Below are 20,546 nucleotides of genomic sequence, written 5' to 3'. Positions count from 1 at the left end.
ACTTGTCTTGCGATTTGATCGCAAGACAAGTCACACACTTTTCTTTTTTAAGGAGGCAAGTTGTGGCAAGGAGGCGAATTGGCTTAGTCTTTAGAATTCCAGAGAGTCAAAGGGAACAGATCTTGGGAATCTCAAGGGCATTGGGTAATCCTGGAGCTGGGGTCATGGAGCCCCATATCACTATTGCCTCTCCCTCTTCTTTTTCTAAGAGCGAGATCTCGGCTCTTTTGATCGATCTGGGGCGAATGCTTTCCGATTACGAACCGTTTGCTATTCGCATTGGTGGGAGTGGTTGTTTTCGTGGCGAGAAGAATGTTCTCTTCTTGGAAGTCGATCCCGATCCAATTCTGTTTGACTTTGCGGAAGTGGTCCATAGCGGATTCGATTCGTCACCACGATCCTTTGACTATGTCCCACACGTAACTCTCTACGACTTTTGTTCTTTGGAGTTGATCGAACTTGCCAAGGTTCACCTAAGCGGATATCGGTCGCTATTTATGGCTGAGATGCTCTCATTGTTCGTCCAAAATTCCAAGGGTTCCTGGAGTAGCTATTGTGACATCTCTTTTGGTGGTGTGACTAGAGGGTCACAAGGTGGCCAACCGCTTACCTACTTGCGCCTTGGTTCGAGCGGGGCGTGGTTGGATGATCTCTTTGATGGAGGGCGCTTTGGTATGACCTTTTCAAGTTACGGCTTTGACTTACTTGTAAGTGGCCTACATAGAGGTCGTGGCCATAGCCTGGTGGCCTTTAGTCGAGAGCGACCGGTGGGGTTTATCACTGGGTATTCGAGCGGGGCGCTAATGGTGGTCGATGGGATCTATGTGGTGGAAAACGAGCGCGGTTTTGGCTTGAGCGCCGGACTGTTCGATCAACTGATCCTATTTAGTCGTCAATCAGGCGCTCGAGCTCTAGTGGGGTTTTTTGATTGTAAGTACTACGAAGCTGAGGTAGTTGCTAGCATCTTTCGAGGTCGCGGTGGTGTGGAGTGTGACCCAGCTTTACTAGGAAGTTACAGGTCAGGGATAGCTGCATACTCTCTCAATTTGGCTAATTTATGATGGCTCTCAATCTGTCTTACAGTACCGGACTTAGAGCGCATTACTATCGATTGTGTGATTGCTCCACCTGGTGTGAATCGAACACCTCTTAGCAACTCGCCATTTGTGATTCCAGTGGCCGCGAAGAAGCAGTTTTCACTTCTGACAAGGTCATCTGTGGTCAGTATCTTGTTTATGACGTAACCTGCATCTATCGCTTGTTGTTTTTCAAATTCATTGCGTGGCCATAGTCGCCCCTGGATCTCTCCGCCCATGCTCTTTAGCGCTGCCGCAGAAACTACTCCTTCAGGGGTTCCACCTATTCCTATTAGAATGTCGGCTCCTGAGTTCTCCCAGGCTGCAGAGATTGAAGCGGCGACGTCTCCGTCGCTTATTAGGTGAATTCTGGCGCCCGCGATTCGGATCTCTTCAATGAGGTTTTGATGGCGGGGTCGATCTAATATCAGCACCGTTACTTCACGTATTGGAATCCCTTTCGCTTTAGCTACTTCGCGAATGTTTTCGGTCGCTGTGAGATCTAAGCTGATGCGTCCTTTGGCCTCAGGCCCCACTGCTATCTTTTCCATATAGACGCAGGGTCCTGGATCGAACATTGTCCCCTCCTCGGAGAGGGCAATTACACTTAGTGCATTTTCTCGCCCCAAAGAGGTTGGTGTGGTGCCTTCTATTGGATCTACTGCAATGTCTACCCTGGGAGCACTTCCGTCGCCGATGTGTTCGCCATTGAAAAGCATCGGAGCTTCGTCTTTTTCTCCTTCACCAATGATTACCACGCCATCCATGGCAATTGTGCGAAGCGCCGCTCTCATAGCCTCTACGGCTGCTCCGTCGGCTCCGTTTTTGTCGCCGCGACCCATCCATCTTGAGGCGGCAATTGCGGCGGATTCTGTAACTCGGACTAATTCAAGGGCGAGGTTTCTATCTAGGGACTGAACTTGGATTTCCATGTCAAAAAGATACACCAAATTTGGGCTGACTATGTATTTAATGACTAGTCATCGCCCTTGGCTTAGTACGTTAATCGCATTGACCGAGAGTTTTGCCAGTAGCTTTCTGCTACTTATTTAGCTTTTGCAATTACTTGCCCCTGACTCCTTGGCACTTCATCGCAGTGCTTTTGGGGCCGGCTCAAGAACGGGATGGGTATGACGCCACCGAGTCCGGTAGGCACGACTCATTGCTGAGCCGTGCCTACTAAGAACCCAGCGGGCAACTTTCATCGCACTAGGCTCAAGCCTTATGAAGGCCCCTTTCGGAACCCGATCATATAGCTACCAATTCTTTGGAGTTAATATACCCGTGATAGCTTTGGTGGACTAGGACTCGGTTAGAACCGGTTAGAAAACGTGTCAGGTCTCCCGAGCGAACGGGGAGTTATGTATCGAAGCGTCCATCTTCTTTGAGATGTGATCGCTTCGTTGTTGTTTGGACAGTTTTCATCTCGTTCACGCCAATGGCGGGCTGGCTTCTTTTTCTCCGCAGGGTTTGTGGTCATTTGGCGCCCGATGCGGTCTTTGTAAACAGAGGAATTAAATTGACCCAGGATCAGCAACATTAAATTGACCCACGCTCCAGTAAGACTGGTCTGTGGAACATTCAAAACCACGGAGGAGTCATCAAATGCTGAAGGGCATGGAAACGCTCGACCACAATGGCCCCAGCACGTTTGAGTTAGTGACCCCACTCAACTTCGATTATAACGATGCGCCATGAGAGATTTGGTGGTTATTTAGAGATCCCTTTGGGATCTCTAAATTTCGGTTAGATTCAGTTGTTTGGCGCTCCTTTTGAGCTTGCCAATTGGATAGTTTCAATCCATCTAAGCGAAATTGAACTACTCCATAAAGCTGAACTTGTCGACATTGTCTTGATAATCGATAATGACTGGGCTACGGGGCCTACTGAGAGTTGAGTCCTTGTGGAGATAATCCTGATTCATTAATGGGCCTTAGAATCGATGGGAATCTGGCGGTAGTGCTATAGCTAGCCCTATAGCTTTGGATTCCTCAGGAATCGACCGACACCAGCGCAATTGTGAGATCCTCAGATATCTACGTGAAGCTCTTGGCCCAAAGCCTCAAAGGTGAGGGTCGCTGTGGCGAATATGGTAGTGGCGAATATGGTTGTGGATCGGTATTCCTCAATCTTTAGAGGTCATGGACCACTAGTTGATAATCTAGAGGTGACTCAGAGACAAAAGTAAGATATTCTCTCCGGCTGCTTTGGCTGCTTTGGCTGCTTTGGCCATAACGATTCACATCCACATTGTTATGGCCTAGGCATGGCCTTTGGCTAAAGCGATGACACTTTGAGATCGCCAAAGCCTAAAGGCTGCAAAGGGGCTATGGATTTGTGGACCAAGAATGCGGGCTAACCCAAAGCTATGGCTTTCACCCATCGATTTATCATTAGTTACTCTTGGTCAACAGGATCCACAGCCCGTCACTACTACCAATTAAACAAAAGATTCTTTATTTTTTGATACGCCCCGGGTTTAATGGAGACTCCATTATCGCAGAACCAATCGGTTCTCTTGGGTACGCATTAGCGTAGCAGAGACGGATGTCAATACCCCTAAAAGCACGATATTTGATGGAATTTGAGCTGTCTGGCGAACTGGTTGTTTAGATTAAATCTTTAAAATATGGCTGGTTCTTTACTATTTAGGACATCTCTCACTACCACCAACTTTGTAACAAACAAATCCACAATCACAACAGAAGCATTTGTGGTGATAGTTGACTTGAAATGCTGGGTACATCAAAATACCTACGGGAACTTTGATGGAGCTCTGGATTTAACTATGGAAGGTTAGTTATCGAGATCGACGTGGGCAACTGGTTCGTCACAATGAGGACAAGGACCACCCGTTCCAATACGGGTACGCAAAAGGTTTCATTCTGGGTATCTTTAAAATACCGAGGTAGCGACTCTCGCAGCGGGGACACTCATAGACGACTTGCATCCGCCACTTGGACGTTCTCAAAGATCTGTTTCTGCAGGTACACTTAGGCTCTGTGGTCAGGCAGGTCTTATAAAGCTCGGACGGATAGCTCTAGATGGCACCAAACCAAGAGCAAACGCATCCCGGAGAAAAGCAATGAGCTACGACCATATAACACCACGCATAGAACAGCTAGAAAAAGAGGTGGCTGAAATCCTTAGAGAAGCAGAAGCTATCGATGAAGCCGAAGATAAGACCTTCGGAGTCAATAACCGCGGAGACGAGGTTCCAGCTGAGCTCGCACGTAGGCAAAGCAGACTTTCCAAGCTGCGTGCAGCAAAAGAGGCCATCGAAGCAGATGCAAAGCAAAAGGCTAAAGAGCAAGCAAAAAAGAACTCTACAAAAAAGGGTAAAGACACCTCCGAGATCGAAGAAGCAGCCATAGAAGCCAAAGAGACAGCAGTAGCTGATCCCAAGGCCCAGCGAAACTTCACCGATCCAGAGTCAAGAATGATGAAGACTAACGATGGATACCACTACGCCTATAACGGCAAGGCTGTAGTGGATGAAAAGTCCCAGGTGATCATCGCAGCAGAGATAACCCAGGCAGCTAGCGCCGTAAACCAGCTCATTCCTATGATCGCCTCCACCAAGGAGAACCTCAAATCAATCGGAATCGATGACACAGCAAGAGTTCTTCTTGTAGATGCCGACTACTGCTCCAAAGAAAACTTAGAAGAGATCGCCAAAGCAGGGATAAACGCACTTATTGCAACCGGAAGGCTCAAACACAACGAACGTGTACCCGATGCCCCAAGAGGACGGATTCCCAAGAACGCAACCGACAAAGAGCGCATGGCGAGACGTCTTCGAACCCAGTCCGGACGTAAAGATTACGCCAGAAGAAAAGCGATAGTCGAGCCAGTTTTTGGCCAGATGAAACTAAGACAGCAAGCCGGGCATCTTCGCTTACGCGGAGTTGCTGGAGCCACCGGTGAGTGGACACTACATGCAATTTGTCACAACTTGAGAAAACTGGCTAATTCACGTCAAAACGGAGTGATAGCGCTGGCATAAAGAGGAAATAATCCCATAGCTGACCCAATGAGTCTGTTCTAGGAGCCATTCAGACGTTCTTAGGGGTTTGTTTGTCGTCGCTATAGCCAATAAATGGGTGAGACAGGAAAACAGACCGAAACCCGAAACTAATTCGGACTCACGCTCCTAGGCTTCAAGCGCCGTGGTTATCAACCTCGGTCATATTGACTCCACTGGGATTGGGCAGAAAAGATGTGAGAGAGAACTTGGGTCTTTTATGACAACGCGAAGTACACCTACTAGTGGGCTGCAACTTGCAGCCCACTAGTAGGTGTGGGATTCAGGTGTCGATAACCGGTTGCAATTGTTAGCCTTGTCATGGTTATTCATGGCAAAGCCTAACAATTGATTCGATGAGTCGACCTGATGGTTATAAAAAGCAGAAAAAGCTAGCTTGGCTATGCCACTTTGTTATCACAAGAGGAACTATGGTGGTTATCTTCAAACTCAACTGGTGGAATCATTCCAATTGAGCCATGGAGCCTTCGATTATTGAACCAGTCGATATAGCCAAGTGTCGCCCACTCAAGTTCATCGACGTCAAAGAAGGGCCCATGAGGATTCACCAACTCTGCCTTATAGATGCCATTTGTCGTCTCAGCCAGGGCATTGTCATAAGAATCGCCTTTGGAACCCACTGAGGCGGTAATGCCGACATCAATTAGGCGTTGGGAATATCTAACAGATAGGTACTGTACTCCGCGATCGCTATGGTGTACAAGGCCTGGCGACACCGCTCTTTGGTGAATAGCCATCTCAAGGGCATCGGTTGCCAAGTTTGCCTTAAGCGATGGCGATACCTTCCATCCTAGGATCGTCCTTGAAAATACGTCTGTAACGAAGGCAACGTAGGCCCAGCCAATCTTTGTCTTGACGTAAGTGATATCCGCCACCCACAAGTTGTTTGGCTCATTAGACGTAAAGTTCCTGTTTGCCAGGTCTTTCGGGCGTTCTACGAGCTCATTCGCGACGGTGGTTACGACGTAAGTCTTACCACGTCTCACCCCAGAAATACCGAGCTCAGCCATCAAACGCTCTGTTGTGCAGCGCGCGATGTCGATACCTTCGCGCTTAAGCGCACACCAGAGCTTCCTAAGCCCATATACGAAAGTAGTTGTCCTTGTGAATTTTACTTATCTTCGTCTTGAGAGATTTATCACGAATAGATCTCACTGAGGCAACTCGTGATTTATTAGAGTAATAAGTCGAGGAAGCGAACTGTAAGACCCTACAGATCGGCTGGACTCCCCACTTTTGCTTATTGCAATCTATAAAAGCAATTACTTGCTTCGCTTCGCGCTTTGACCGTCCAACTCGGTCGCAAAGAAAATCGAGGCCGCACGTAAAATCTCATTAGCTCTACGAAGCTCTACGACTTCTCGCTCTAGTTGACGGGTGCGCTCTCTCTCATTGAGTAGTTGTTCCTTTAGTCTCACCGACATCTATCGAAGCCTGACGTACCCAAGTACGTAGCGTCTCGGGCGTCATTTACAGCTTCTGAGCAACAGATTGAATAGCTGCCCACTGTGGGGGATACTCACCTCGATGGTCCGTGACCATTCGTATTGCTCGATCACGAACTTCGGGTGAATACTTCTTTACTCTTGCCATAATGATGACTCCTTAACTGAAAGACTAGGAGTCTCCAAGATTTCCGGGGCGTATCATTTTGATCCTTGGGATAAGGCTTCATCGTGTTCGATCAAAGTTCTCGCCCTGCATGGTTGGTATTCTATTCGAATAGATGCCAACTCCCTTGACACCTAGGGCGCGAATGAACATATAACAAGTATACCAGATGAATTACCTGTAGATCAATATTCCCAGCTAATTCTCAACTTAGGGCACTACATCGGCCACTTGAGAAAACCGAACTTCATCTACCAGCATCTCCAAATAAGGGTTACCCCCAAATAGGGGCTAAAAGGGGGCTTAAAAGGGCTCTTGGGGGGGGAATTCAGCCGACACTGGTGCTAGAAACCACCAATGGAAGAACAGAGCAACGATTTAGCCATTCTCACGCTTACCGTCACCAAAGGTACTATTTATCTCTTCTTGCTAACTAATTTCCCAGTTGATTGAGATTGCCTGCTTTAAAGTCACTCTTTGTGTTTGATTATGCGGTATAGTTACACATAGAATGTTAGTTTAAATGTTGCATAATTGAATCAAACAAGTAAGCACAGGTAAACGCAAGGATAATGAGATGGGTCACAACTTTTATGTCAAAACTTCCTAAATCGCACAGAAAGCCATTTAGCGGTTATTCAAATTCAAAGAAGGTATCTTTTGCAAGATCTACTTTCGGTGTCATCTCATTCGTAAGTAGATCATTTAAGAGAATTGCCCTATCTCTTATCTGTCTAGTAGGTGCTATTGGATTTTCAACGATATCACCAAGTGGTGCCTCTACTGGTACCACTTCCTCAAATACAATCCTTTATGCAGCGGCAAGCTCAACTGGTATAGGCAACTGTGCTGACGCAAACGATGCATGTGACCTTGCAACTGCACTAACCAAGGTAACCGCAGGTGAAACAATCGACCTCGTAACGCCAGGGAGCACCAACTCCTATGAAGGCAACTTCACCCTCAATACAAACGGTACCTCACTGACCGCACCAATCACGATACAACCTGCTCCTGGGGTAACAAACCCAACTCTTGATGGAAATAACAGCGGTACGGTCCTAACAATCAACACCAACGTATACGTCAACTTGATTGGAGTAACGATTACGGGTGGAAAAGCAGCAGGGGGCGGCATCAACAACTCCGGCACTCTCACCGCCACCAACGACACCATCTCAAATAACAAAGCTTATGGCGGCCAAGGCGGTGGCATCTACAACTCCGGTACCCTCACCGCCACCAACTCCACCATCAGCAAAAACAGTGCCCTTGGCGGCGGTTCCGGCGGTGGCATCTACAACTCCAACTCCGGTACCCTTACCGCCACCAACGACACCATCTCAAATAATTCGGCCGACTATGGCGGTGGCATCATGAACTTCGGTAGCCTAACCGCCACTAATGACACCATCTCCCATAACAGTGATGGTCTCGGCGGCGCGATCGAAAACGGTGGCTCCACCTTCACTCTCGCCGCCTCAATAGTCGCCGATCAGGTTTCCGGCCCCGATTGCGCTGGCTCTTCGCCGCACATCACCGACGCTGGCTACAACTTGACAGACGGTTCTTCATGTCAGCTATTGTCAGCTAACGGCTCAATCATCAAATCTTCAACCTTGACCCTTCAGCCACTTGCACCTAACGGTGGTCCAACTCAAACAATTGCAATCGATCAAAACTCGCCCGCCTACAACGCGATCCCAGTTGATACTGGCCTCTGTGGTCCTACGGCTACTGTTGGAAAAAGCTTGGTTCCAAATGGTATAACTGTCCCATCAACAGATCAAAGGGGATACCAAAGACCAGAATCAAGCAACCCTAATTTTTGCTCAATAGGTTCATATCAATACACCTACGCACCAATAATCACGTCGATTAGTCCAAGTGGTACATATGCCCCTGGATCAGTTGTAACAGTTACAGGAAGTAACTTCTTCAATACAAAGAACTTATCAGATATAACTGGCATCACCATCGATAACGTAGCTGTAGTTACCTACAGCGTCAACTCAAATACCTCTATAACACTGACAGTTCCAAGTGGAATTATAACTTCTACCGACTCTCCACTTGTGATATCCAATAGCGATGGACCATCACTTGCCTACAGCATCTCAACAGTTGCGAGTCCGTCAACCCTTTATGTTTCACAGAAAGGTAGCGATAAAAATAACACCACATGTATTCAAGTTACGCCGTGTCTAACAATTGCAAATGCAATTACTAATGCAAATAACGGTGACACCATCAATGTAGGTTCATCATCTGCAACTAGTCCCTTCCGGGAGGCAGTGACTGTCAGCAAAGACCTCACGATTACTGGCCAAGGTGCAACATCGACTTTCGTAGGTGGAACTTCATCAACAAACAACATGGTCTCTGGCTCAGTCTTTACAGTGGACTCCGGCATAACAGCCACGATAACTGCAATGACTGTTCAATATGGCGATGGGAGCAACGGCTATGGCGGCGGCATCTTCAACAAGGGTACCCTCACCGCCACCAACGACACCATATCAAACAACAGATCCTCCCAAGGTAGCGGCGGCGGCATCGCCAACAAGGGTACCCTTACCGCCACCAACGACACCATCTCAAACAACAGGGCCAACAGCGACGGCGGTGGCATCTACAACGCCAACTCCGGTACCCTTACCGCCACCAACGACACCATCTCAAACAACAGGGCCAACAGCGGCGGCGGTGGCATCTACAACGACAACTTCGGTACCCTTACCGCCACCAACGACACCATCTCAAACAACAGGGCCAACAACGGCGGTGGCATCTACAACTCCAACTCCGGTACCCTTACCGCCACCAACGACACCATCTCAAACAACAGGGCCAACAACAGCGGCGGTGGCATCTACAACTCCGGGACCCTCACCCTCGCCGCCGATCTAATAGCAAATACCAGTGGTGCCCCATCTGGCGGTGAGTGTGGCGGGTACGTTACCAAAATTACTGACCTCGGTTACAATGTCGCAGACGATAACACCTGTGGTTTTCCAAGCTCACCTACTGCTAATAAATCTACAAGTATTGTTTCGATCGCGTCTGAAAATCTCGGTCCTCTCCAAAACAACGGTGGTCCAACACAAACAATCTTGCCCTTGCCAGGCAACCCAGCAATAGGGCTGATACCTATTAAAACAGTTGTAACTATTGGTACTAGTGGACCTAGCATCACCCTGTGTCCAACAACAGACCAAAGAGGTATAAGTGCTAGTGGTCCATATTGCAATGCTGGCTCTGTCCAACAAACTCCTCAAGTAATCACCACTACTTTTCCATACCCAGCACCCCCGCAACTAAACAATCCAACACCTATTTCACCAACATCTATAACACTTAGCTGGAGCCAATCTACTAACCAAAGCTATCTACCAGCTACTGGCTACAACATCTTTGAAGGAACAACAAGTGGAAAAGAATCAACTACACCTATTAGCTGTACAACACCTTTAACTGCTAGTTCAACAAGCTGTACAGTTACAAACCTCAATCCATCTACTACCTATTACTTCTATATAGAAGCAACTAACACCTCAGGTAGTTCGTTACCTTCTAACGAGGTATCTATAACAACACTTACAACTAATCAAAGTCCATCAACTCAAAATCCATCTACCACCACAAAGCCTGGATATTACGTAGTTGCAAAAGACGGTGGAGTATTTAGCTATGGAAGTGCAACCTTCTATGGCTCTCTAGCCAATAAAAACCTAAATCAACCAATAGTAGGAATTGCTTCAACCCTAGATGGCAAAGGCTACTGGTTGGTTGCAGCAGATGGCGGAGTCTTTAGCTTTGGTGATGCCGCCTTCTATGGCTCATTGCCACCTAAGACACTCAACAAGCCAATAGTAGGAATTGCTTCAACCCCAGATGGCAAAGGCTACTGGTTGGTAGCTAGTGATGGAGGGGTCTTTAGCTTTGGTGATGCTGTCTTCTATGGCTCATTGCCACCTAAGACACTCAACAAGCCAATAGTAGGAATTGCTTCAACCCCAGATGGCAAAGGCTACTGGTTGGTAGCTAGTGATGGAGGGGTCTTTAGCTTTGGTGATGCTGTCTTCTATGGCTCATTGCCACCTAAGACACTCAACAAGCCAATAGTAGGAATTGCTTCAACCCCAGATGGCAAAGGCTACTGGTTGGTAGCTAGTGATGGAGGGGTCTTTAGCTTTGGTGATGCTGTCTTCTATGGCTCATTGCCACCTAAGACACTCAACAAGCCAATAGTAGGAATTGCTTCAACCCCAGATGGCAAGGGCTACTGGTTGGTAGCTAGTGATGGAGGGGTCTTCTCCTTCGGTGATGCTGCATTCTATGGCTCATTGCCACCTAAGAAGTTAAATGAGCAAATAGATGCAATTACCGTTGGCTGAGCAAGAAAGCTAATTTGGTTTGTTGAATCCAGACCTTACTTCGTCGTGTGATATAAATCAAAGAGGTCGTATACCTGCTACAAGGAGATGACAATCTCGCTGCACTGCTAAAGATAAATAGCGGAACTTAGCCCTCAAGGATCTCCTTTTTAGAGGAGATCCATGAGGGCTATAGCGATTGTGGCATGGGGCATTAACCAAAGAGTATTATCCAATCAAGACGATTGCGACGCATTAGTAGTGTCCCAACATTAGACCTTTAAGGCTACTAGCTGGGAGAATGGGTTGAATTTTGGAAAGTTTGGCTACGTTCTAGGAGACAATTGCATAATGCAATTGCCAAGGCTTCACGTTCCCTTCGGGTGCTCCAAATTGTCTATTTGGGGGTTGAAGCCTAGTCGGATAGGCACGACTCATTGCTGAGCCGTGCCTACTAAGAACCTAGCGGGCAACTTTCATCGCACTAGGCTCAAGCCTTATGAAGGCCCTTTTGGAACCCGGTCATATAGCTACCAATTCTTTGGCGTTAATATACCCGTGACAGCTTTGGTGGACTAGGACCCGGTTAGAAAACGTGTCAGGTCCCCCGAGTGAACGGGGAACTATGTATCGAAGCGTCCATCTCGTTTGAGATGTGATCGCTTCGTTGTTGTTTTGACAGTTTCCATCTCGTTCACGCCAATGGCGGGCTAGCTTCTTTTTCTCCGCAGGGTTTGTGGTCATTTGACGACCGATGCGGTCCTCAAAGTATGCATCCCACTGGGGATCGAAGGGATTGGCGTCGCCTTTGATCTTGACGTGTCGAACAATAGCCCTATCGCTGGCTTTTACCAGTGTTATTACCTTGTCGTCTTTGTCCTTTACGCTAAATACCCAATTCCGGTTGCCGATGGTCATGAAGTACTTCTTCTGGTCCATTTGGTTCCCTTGTTGGGGTGGCGTCTTTTTGCCCATTGCCATAGCATTATCCATATCTCGTGATCTAGAGAGGAAAAGGCTTCCTTGGCAAGGGCATGGCGATGATAGTTCGCCCAGCCCTAGATCACCGGGTTCAGTTGCCGTATGAGACTTTCCTGCTTAGCCGTCTTGTTAGAGGAGATGATCTGGCATATTTTAGATTTAACCGCAGCCATGTTGTCCTTAGAGGGCCTTTGCAGAAGCTTTCCCTTGTACTTTCGGAAGTTCCAACCCAGGAAGTCAAAGCCATCAGCAATATTGGTGATATTGGTCTTTTCCGGTGAGGCCATGAGACCACGCTCCGCCATAAAAGCTTCTATCACAGGTTTCACCTGGTATTCCAACAGCTCTTTAGAGATGCCGGTGACGATAAAATCATCCGCGAATCTTACCATGTTGACCTTGCGACCTCGAAATTGCTGCTTGAGCAGTGTTTTAAGACCATCTAGTGTCAAATTTGCCAATACTGCTGAAACTGGGCTCTCTTTCGGTGTCCCGAGGTCACTCAGAAAGAGCCTTCCTCTTTCTTGAGTATCCAACCTTTGGCCACTCAATCAGAATCGCTTTGTCCATAGCCCATCTTTCGCAGATTTCCCGAAAAATCGCCCTAATTGGTCCCTTTTGAGGGGATTTTGGGCGATTTTCGACTTGGGCGATTTATAGATTCCCTGGTAGATGGGTATTAGGTCTTTTTGGGTCGCGAATGTAGTGTCCTAATTTTTGAGTAGTGTTGATTATGACTTGCATTAGCTCTGACATGGTGCTATTGTCTTGTTGTGTTTATCCGTGAAACTCCAACAGTTAATAAAAAGACCGGCGTTAGCTACAGTAAGTACCAACTCGTTGAGTCCTACCGCTGTGAAAAAGGTCCCCGTCAACGTATAGTAATGACCTTGACCGAACTGGACCTGGATAAGTCATTGTGGCCAGCTCTGGCCAATGCAATTGCCCAGAGACTCTCTGGAGTAACCTCACTCTTTGAATCAGATCCTATTATTGCCAGATACGTCGATCTAGCAATCACTAAGTATGCAATTCGTTCCGAAGTTGCAGCCGCTAAAGAAACAAGAACTACTGAGGCTGACCTTGAGATGGTGGATCTCTCTAGTGCTAAGACTATCAATAGTAGAAGTATCGGTCCAGAACTCATAGGAAACTCGTTCTATGAAGCTCTTAGCTTCGATAAGATCCTAGAGAGTGCAGGTCTATCGGGTGAATCTCTTGGCATTGCCAAGGCAACGATAATAGCTCGTCTTATTCATCCTGGATCTGATCGAAAGACGTATTCGTATATCAACTCCAACTCTTCATTACCTGAGATATGTGGTATCGATCTCTCTAAGTTTCACAAGGATAAGGTCTATGCAATTGCAGATAAGCTCTATGACGCTAAAGGCGTCATAGAGCCAGCACTCTATAGAGCTAGCTCTGATCTCTTTAGGACGAATACCAGGCTCTTTCTCTTTGATCTAACTAACACCTACTTCGAAGGTTCTACTAAGGGGAACTCCCTAGCTAAACATGGACATTCCAAAGAGAAGCGTTTTGATTGCACATTAGTTTCTCTGGCACTACTTGTTGATCACAGGGGACTACCCATCTACTCAGAGATACATGAGGGCAATACCTCTGAGCCTAGAACTCTCATTAGCGTACTTGATGCCTTGGAGTCTCTATCGGATGGATCTCTCTTTGGGGATGTTGTTCCTACCATTGTGATGGATAGGGGAATTGCTACCAAGGCAAACCTAGAACTTCTCATTAAGCGCAATCTCAACTACGTAGTAATTGAGAGAGCTAACAAAAAGAGCCTCTATCGAAGCCATTTCATGGAGATGGAAGGCTTCACCGAGATCTACGATGCCCAAGGATCCCCAGTACTGGTGAAAAAGCTCCAAGTGGAACCACAAAAGCCACAAGGACAAGTGAAAACACAAGTACAAGGACAAGTGCAAACGCTAGAAGAAGACACCGGCACTGACGACAATAACAGTTACACCACCTCCGGCAACACTAGCAACAGTATCATCAAGAGCGACAGCAGCACCGACACTGACGACTATATCCGTAATGGTGCCACCGGCAACAATATCAGCGACAGCACCGACACTGATACTAACGCCACCTCCATCTCCTCCTCCTCCATCTCCTCCTCCATCTCCTCCTCCATCTCCTCCTCCATCTCCTCCTCCATCTCCTCCTCCATCTCCATCTCCTCCTCTTCCACCAACAACAACACCACAACCGTGGTGTTGTGTCGTTCTTTGGGGAGATCCAAGAAGGAATCAGCGATCTCTAGTCAAGCTAATGAGAGATTCTTAGTAGATATCACTTCGTTGAGTACCTCAATCACAAAGGGTTCTATATCTAAGACCACAGTTGTCTCAGAGCGTATCGGACGCATCAAGGCCAAGTACCCAAGTATTGCTTCCAAATACGAGATATCCCTTGAATATCATCAAGACCATGGCAAGATCATCAAAAAGAGACGCTTTGACAAAGTAATCAATCTCACTATTACAGAAAAACCCACTAAAGCCAAAGATGATAATCTCCAAGGAGCCTACGTTATAGATACCAGCCATAGCGAGCTAGATGCAGGTGAGATCTGGAATATCTATACGACTCTCACTAAAGTAGAAGATGCCTTTAGATCCCTCAAGAGTGATCTTGGACTTCGACCGGTCTATCATCAACTAGCTAGCCGAACTGCTGCTCACCTCTTCATCTCAGTACTTGCCTATCACCTCCTTAGTGCTATTGAGCTGACCTTGAGGCAAAATAACGATAAGAGAAGATGGTCAACCATCAAAGAGCAACTCAACAGTCACCGCCGAGCCACCATAGTTCTTACATCAGATAAAGGCGTCGTCTATCACATCCGCACTAGTGGTGTTTCTGAGCCGGTTCACAAAGAGATCTACCGTCTCTTAGGAGTTAGTGATCCCCTTAAACGGATAAAGACCATTGCGACGCATTTGTAGTGTCCCAACGTAAGACCACATACTCAACTAGCTGGGAGAATAGGTTGATTTTCGGAAAGATGGGATAGGGATATTGACGATTATCCAGTCGTGGCTGATATTGTCAAAGAAGCCTTTGATGTCGCCCTCAAGTATCCACTGTGCCCGGTTGCAGTTCGCCAGCACGATAAAGCACTGTCCGGCCGCATCTTGCCTTGAGCGGGCGGTACGAAATCCGCAGCAGTTCGGATCCTCCAATGTCTCTGCGATGGGATCGAGTGCCAGCTTATATAAAGCTTGGAATGCTCGATCACCCATTAGGGGAATTCCCAAGGGACTCTTCTTTGGGGTTTTTCTTGGCTATGTAGATGCGTCGAAGGGCCAAAGGCTGATAGCCCCGCTGCGTCACCTGTGTTATGGCATCTGTCTTTGATTTGGGTGTTGACCAGATTATCTTGTCTACACCCGGGGTTTTATTGCCTTTATTGGTTGTCACCCTCTTTATGGCAAGTGCCTTGCCGCTAAATGAGTGAGTAAGCAGATGTTGAAGGGCTCTCGCCTTGTTCTATTTGCCTTGGATGTCTAGCCTTTACGATGCGGGCTTGCAGCCTCTTGACGTTACTGTTGAGCTTTGAGGTTACCCATAAATAATGGACACATTGACTAGGCCGCCTTGGCGGACTCCAATAACGTTAGTTCATAACCAACCGGTGAGACGTTACCGATCTTCGAATAGCGCCTTTTATGGTTATAAAAGTCCATGTAACCCCTAATCCCAGCCTTCAACTCGGACATATTTTCAAATACATGGCGGTAGAAGTACTCGTGTTTGAAGATCGACCAGAACGATTCAGCGGTTGCATGGTCGTAGCAAGATCCAGTTTTATCCATTGACCGGATAATGCCATTCTGTTCACAGAGTTCCACGACGCGACGATCGGTGAATTGGCTCCCGCGATCGGTATTATGCCGAATTCGGCTTAATAGCGATTATGCCGAGGTTTTCATTTAGCCGAGAAATTATAGTTATACCAGCGTAGTCGTGGCTTACTGAACAATTTCTCGGCTTAATGTTTCGGTGCTATCGCAGGCTATATAAGACCTGAAGCCTTTCTTCAGTGAGGACGTTCTCGTCGACAACGTCGAATACAGGGGTGGCAGCGTCGACGGCTTGTCGCATCATATCCATAGTTGCAAAAGCGTAGAACGCTGCGGTGGTGGAGGTATTCTCGTGACCGAGCAGACGCATGATAATTGGCAGCGGAACACCTTGGCGGTAGAGGTCCATAGCTTTGGTCTTGCGCAGCATGTGGCAATGTATCGTTTTGGGGATGCTGGGACAGTTCAAGCGGCCACTTCGGGCGGATTCTTTCAAAATTGCCGCGGCGGTGTCGACCGATAGCCCCATCGATAGCCCCTGGTGGAGGCTATAAAACAGCGGTCGTGTCGTAGGTTGTCGAGCCGAGTTCGTGTGGAACTCTGCGAGATAGACCCCCAAATGATCGATTGTCTTTTCTGTTAGCGGTACGATTCGGGTTTTGTTCCCCTTTCCGGTAAGAGTAACATGCCCAGGCGGCCCAAGAGACAGGTTTCCTAGTGTCAGGGCCGTGATCTCACTCACACGAGCTGCGGTATCGTAGAGAAGGATAAGGAGCATCCGGTTTCTACGTGCTTTCGCGGTCTTGCCAGTGAAGGCACAAAGTATCGCCCGTGTCTCAGGTTCGGTTAGATACTCGATTGGTTTTTTGGGGCTGGCAGGTGTTCGAAGTGTCTTGGCTGCCTGGCTAAGCGCTACGAGGGTCAGTTCTTCTTGGGATGAGTAGGCCAGGAATGCTTTGACCGCGCTGAGCCTCAGTGCAATGGTATTGGATGCGTAGTTTTTGTCTTTCGCCATCCAGGCCAGCCACGCTTTAAGGTGAGCTCGATCGAAATGGTCGAAGCTGACCACTTCACGTTCGACATGTTCATTGGTTGCTAAATAGCTCAGAAAACATTCCAGGCTGATCCGGTAGGCTTCAATCGTCTTTGGCGAGCACTTTCTCACCGTGGACATGTAGATATGGAGGTAATCCCTAGCAAAGCTCCAGAAGTTCGGGGCGTCGGTGTTTGGATAGCGTTTCATTCGAATCCCACCTCCGGCAGTAGCGACCGGCTCTTCTGAGTGATCTGGGCGTATGATCCCATGAAGTCAGGAGAAGTGTGAATGTAGTAGTAGGTGCTATCGAAAGTCGCATGCCCCATATAGCGCGACAGATATGGCAACATAGCGGTGACGTCCTTTCCTTGAGCCATCCATTTTTCGATGTTGGCGTAGGCGAAATGATGCCGGAAGTCATATGGTCGAGGCTGCTGGCCACATGTCGGTCTCTTCAGTGCGGCCTGATCCCAGATGCGGTTGAATATTGTTCCGACCGTTGCAGCTGTCACCTTGATGCCATTACTAGAGACAAAGAATGTCTGGCGGGACGGGCCAAAGTGTTGTTTCGATATCCCTTCGCACGCGGCGAGAATCTCAATGACTTCGCCGGTCAAGGGGAGCCTCCGACTGCGGTTGCCCTCAGACCACAAGATGTCGATGTGGCCGTCATGGAGGTTGACATGCTCACTCAGAAGAGCGCGGGCTTCACCGGTTCTGATTCCACACGAGTGCATAAGCGCGAAGAACGCAACCGCTTGCCATCGCCATGGGGACTGCACCTCAAGCTGAGCCGCAGAGCTGAAGAAACCTTCGATCTCGTGGCTGGCCATCAGATAGGGGTGAGTTGGAATGAACGAGGCTTTCCATTTATCAGAGAGCACGTAGGCATCTTTGTTTCCATGCGCCACCAGCCATCGGCTAAAGTCCCTGATGTAGGACATCCATGATCGATAACAGCTCGATCGTTCCAGTTGGGCGGTCACCCACCCTTCGACAGTGGCACGCTCGAAGACCCTCAAATCATGTTCAACACAATAAGCATCAAACTTCTTTAGGTAAAATATCCGAGAGTTCCCATAGCAGCCCATATTTTCCTTGAATACAAGGTACTCCTCCAGTTCTGTAGCGAACGCACTAGTGAAACCGTGCCCGGTCATGATCGCGCACCTGTCGGAACTGGAAGTACGCACTCTCTGAGATGGTCATCATCGACACTCATATAGAGGTTGGTCGACTCCGGGTTCGCATGGCCGAGTACGGCCGATATCGTGGCGAGAGGGACATAAGCGCGCAGTAGCCTGGAAGCGGCGTTATGGCGCAGAAAGCTGGTCCCGGCCTTTATGTCGGTGACTCCGGCCTTGCGAAACGTTTCCTTCGTCACACGGTAGATCGAGGAATGATCGGACAGTTTGGTGTGCGGCGCCACACAGCGCAAGAATACGTGATCATCGTTTGAGTCGGGCCTTTCATCAAGGATGTAAGCACCGAGTTTGGAGGTCACCATTACTGTCAACGGCAGCGTCAGAGGGTTATGCGTCTTTTGTTGAATAATGCCGATGGTCCGTTCCCGCCAATTGATATCTATCAGTCGCAGAGCCACGATGTCACATGCTCTTAGTCCCGTCGTAAGTGCAAGTAGCGTGATGGCGCTATCGCGTGCACTCACTATCTTCGACATGCATGCCTGCACGAGAAGTTCTTGGTCGTGGTCGCTGAGAACGGGAAGGATCCTATGAGAACGCTTAACTCCGGTTAGATTCACCGCGTCGATTAAGTCGCCGCGGTTTATGAAAGTCAAAAATGGACGGAAGTTCGATACAACCCAGAACAGAGAGGACTTCGCCCATCTATCTAGCAAAGATTCGAGGAATTCAAGAATACTAGCGGCATCAGCTCGCTCGAGACTGACCACTCCACGGTCTTCTAGGAATACGAGAAAGCTGCGAGATATCCGACCATAGGCAGAGCGCGTCGCCAATGCCAGAGCGCGATCTGCCATATCTGCATCCCACGCTGCGATCAGCCTAGAGAACTCGCTAGTTGCCGGTTGGCGCCCACCACCGCCACGTGTACGCATTGATACGTCTACATGCCCACTCTGTACATACGAGTCAAATACGCCTACGATCCGACCGAAGTCGAACCGGCGTTGAGCACTAAAGTGGCCAGTGCGCGGACTAGTTGTCATCGAAGCAAACTCGGCCCCTAATGAGAGGGTGTAGAAACCGCCTCGTTCCTCGACGAAGTCAGCCAGACGCTTGATTGTCTTTTGGTAGTTACCAATCGTCGAATTCATGTAACCGGCCGAGCGCAGCTCTGCAACCACCACTGCGCCAATCTTTGTGACCGTCGTATCCATAACCGTCTCCTTTCTAAAGACATATAGATACGACTGATAATAACGATAATCAACCGAAACATTAAGCCGAGAAATTGTTCAGTAAGCCATGACTACGCTGGTATAACTATAATTTCTCGGCTTAATGAAAACCTCGGCTTAATCGGTATGAAAAATTGCGCCTTGGATATCGTCTCCCCTGAGGGATATTGACTGCTGGAGCGCTTCAATGACAAGGCTTGTCCTCATGTGGCGATCGACAGAATATCCAAGCACCCTGCCGGAGTGCTCATCACGAATGGCACAAAGGTAGGCAAAGCCCTCTCCAACTCGCAAGTAAGTGATATCTGAGGTAAGAACGGTATTTAGATATCCCTTGTCGAAGTCACGTTCGACGAGGTCGCTGGGATAACAAGCCTTAGGGTCAGCGGTAGTGGTCTTGACCTTGAATGACCTCGGGGAGATACCCTCTATGCCAAGATTTCTCATCCGAGTTGCAACACTATTTTTGCTTATTACCTCCCCCCGGTCGTGTAGCTCGGCGGTGATTCTTGGGGAACCATAAGTTCCATTAGATTCCCTGTGAATGGAGATAATCTTCACCTCAAGGTCATCTCTGGCTACCTTGGCATCGGCTGGGTTCTCTAACCGATGTAGCCAGGCATAGTAGCCAGATCGAGACACTTCAAGTAGTCGCGCCATCCGTGATATTTCAAAGTTGGCGCACTCCGCTTCCATCAAGGCAAATCGCCCTCGTTTGCTTGCTTGGCTGCGAAGTACGCGATTGGCTTTCCCTCAGAACTCATTATCTTTTTTGAGCTCTGCCATCTCACGACGAAGCTTTATGAGTTCTCTTCTTTCATCAGTACTTAGTGGTCCTTCACTGACACTAGATGCTGCCTCTAGACGTATTCGTTCATCTTTTACCCATCGATACAGTGCTTCTTGAAAAATAGATAGCTCACTCGCAACTTCTGGAATGAACGTGGCGGAATCTATAACTCGATGAGTGAGCTTCGTATCTTGAACTCAAGGGTGAATTTACGCCTTGTTGCTCCCATGATGACATCCTTTCTACCAACAATCTATGTTGGCTTAACAGGTGTCCACTAAATCTGGGTAACCTCACTTCGACCAATCGATCTTATCCCAATCCGTTTCGTCAGTAGGGCCACACGTGGCGTTAGCCATGTTCATTTGCCTTCCTAGTCTATGAGGTTCTATGAATTCAGGCCTCCTGA

11 protein-coding genes and 4 pseudogenes are annotated in these 20,546 nt (G+C 48.1%); 4 read left to right on the top strand and 11 right to left on the bottom strand.

From position 1 onward, the window contains the following. Positions 1-62: 62 nt before the first annotated feature. Positions 63-1,061, top strand: coding sequence for a 2'-5' RNA ligase family protein (locus tag ACIDITHRIX25_RS93930; protein ID WP_201733032.1), 999 nt, complete (start codon positions 63-65; stop codon positions 1,059-1,061). Here the strand turns inward: ACIDITHRIX25_RS93930 and glpX are convergent. Then, complete coding sequence (glpX, locus tag ACIDITHRIX25_RS93925; RefSeq protein ID WP_052605538.1) at positions 1,013-2,008, bottom strand: class II fructose-bisphosphatase; 996 nt, start codon at positions 2,006-2,008, stop codon at positions 1,013-1,015. The genes ACIDITHRIX25_RS93930 and glpX overlap by 49 nt on opposite strands. Positions 2,009-4,020: 2,012 nt before the next feature. On the opposite strand from glpX, the gene ACIDITHRIX25_RS93920 reads away from it, so the two are divergent. Next, entirely contained in the window at positions 4,021-5,082 is a 1,062-nt protein-coding gene (locus tag ACIDITHRIX25_RS93920) for a transposase (RefSeq protein WP_201733031.1), read from the top strand. A gap of 419 nt (positions 5,083-5,501) precedes the next feature. Here the strand turns inward: ACIDITHRIX25_RS93920 and ACIDITHRIX25_RS93915 are convergent. Further along, a pseudogene (locus tag ACIDITHRIX25_RS93915) lies at positions 5,502-6,714 on the bottom strand (IS3 family transposase). A gap of 611 nt (positions 6,715-7,325) precedes the next feature. Here ACIDITHRIX25_RS93915 and ACIDITHRIX25_RS93910 point away from each other — a divergent pair. Further along, positions 7,326-11,129, top strand: a complete 3,804-nt coding sequence (locus ACIDITHRIX25_RS93910; protein WP_201733030.1) for a beta strand repeat-containing protein — start codon at positions 7,326-7,328, stop codon at positions 11,127-11,129. A gap of 501 nt (positions 11,130-11,630) precedes the next feature. On the opposite strand, the gene ACIDITHRIX25_RS93905 is transcribed toward ACIDITHRIX25_RS93910, so the two are convergent. From ACIDITHRIX25_RS93905 to ACIDITHRIX25_RS93895, 3 genes and pseudogenes are all read right to left on the bottom strand, one after another. Then, on the bottom strand, positions 11,631-12,047 hold the full coding sequence (locus tag ACIDITHRIX25_RS93905; RefSeq protein ID WP_201733029.1) for an HNH endonuclease signature motif containing protein: 417 nt from the start codon (positions 12,045-12,047) through the stop codon (positions 11,631-11,633). Beyond that, positions 12,023-12,106: pseudogene (locus ACIDITHRIX25_RS93900) on the bottom strand (hypothetical protein); the annotation flags it as partial. The pseudogene ACIDITHRIX25_RS93900 and the gene ACIDITHRIX25_RS93905, both read right to left, overlap by 25 nt. Positions 12,107-12,166: 60 nt before the next feature. Further along, positions 12,167-12,625, bottom strand: coding sequence for a reverse transcriptase domain-containing protein (locus ACIDITHRIX25_RS93895; RefSeq protein ID WP_201733028.1), 459 nt, complete (start codon positions 12,623-12,625; stop codon positions 12,167-12,169). 237 nt (positions 12,626-12,862) lie between these two features. On the opposite strand from ACIDITHRIX25_RS93895, the gene ACIDITHRIX25_RS93890 reads away from it, so the two are divergent. After that, the gene (locus tag ACIDITHRIX25_RS93890; RefSeq protein ID WP_201733027.1) at positions 12,863-15,070 is read left to right on the top strand and encodes an IS1634 family transposase; all 2,208 of its coding nucleotides are present in this window, start codon (positions 12,863-12,865) and stop codon (positions 15,068-15,070) included. 63 nt (positions 15,071-15,133) lie between these two features. Here ACIDITHRIX25_RS93890 and ACIDITHRIX25_RS93885 read toward each other — a convergent pair. The 6 genes and pseudogenes from ACIDITHRIX25_RS93885 to ACIDITHRIX25_RS93860 form a co-directional block, all read right to left on the bottom strand. Then, positions 15,134-15,666, bottom strand: a pseudogene (locus tag ACIDITHRIX25_RS93885) (reverse transcriptase N-terminal domain-containing protein); the annotation flags it as partial. A gap of 46 nt (positions 15,667-15,712) precedes the next feature. Beyond that, complete coding sequence (locus tag ACIDITHRIX25_RS93880; RefSeq protein WP_268749167.1) at positions 15,713-15,976, bottom strand: integrase core domain-containing protein; 264 nt, start codon at positions 15,974-15,976, stop codon at positions 15,713-15,715. 154 nt (positions 15,977-16,130) lie between these two features. Further along, positions 16,131-17,171, bottom strand: coding sequence for a tyrosine-type recombinase/integrase (locus ACIDITHRIX25_RS93875; RefSeq protein WP_201733026.1), 1,041 nt, complete (start codon positions 17,169-17,171; stop codon positions 16,131-16,133). Beyond that, positions 17,168-17,701 (bottom strand): tyrosine-type recombinase/integrase, encoded by a 534-nt coding sequence (locus tag ACIDITHRIX25_RS93870; RefSeq protein ID WP_349632169.1) that lies wholly within the window; start codon positions 17,699-17,701, stop codon positions 17,168-17,170. Before ACIDITHRIX25_RS93870 ends, ACIDITHRIX25_RS93875 begins: the two co-directional genes overlap by 4 nt. Before the next feature lie 419 nt (positions 17,702-18,120). Then, positions 18,121-19,326, bottom strand: coding sequence for a tyrosine-type recombinase/integrase (locus ACIDITHRIX25_RS93865; RefSeq protein ID WP_201733024.1), 1,206 nt, complete (start codon positions 19,324-19,326; stop codon positions 18,121-18,123). A gap of 138 nt (positions 19,327-19,464) precedes the next feature. Then, positions 19,465-20,085 (bottom strand): annotated as a pseudogene (locus tag ACIDITHRIX25_RS93860) (IS3 family transposase); the annotation flags it as partial. Positions 20,086-20,546: the final 461 nt, after the last annotated feature.

This window comes from Acidithrix sp. C25 (genome assembly GCF_904848545.2).
The sequence above is the reverse complement of the archived record's forward strand: the minus strand, read 5'-3'. Positions and strand labels throughout refer to the sequence as shown.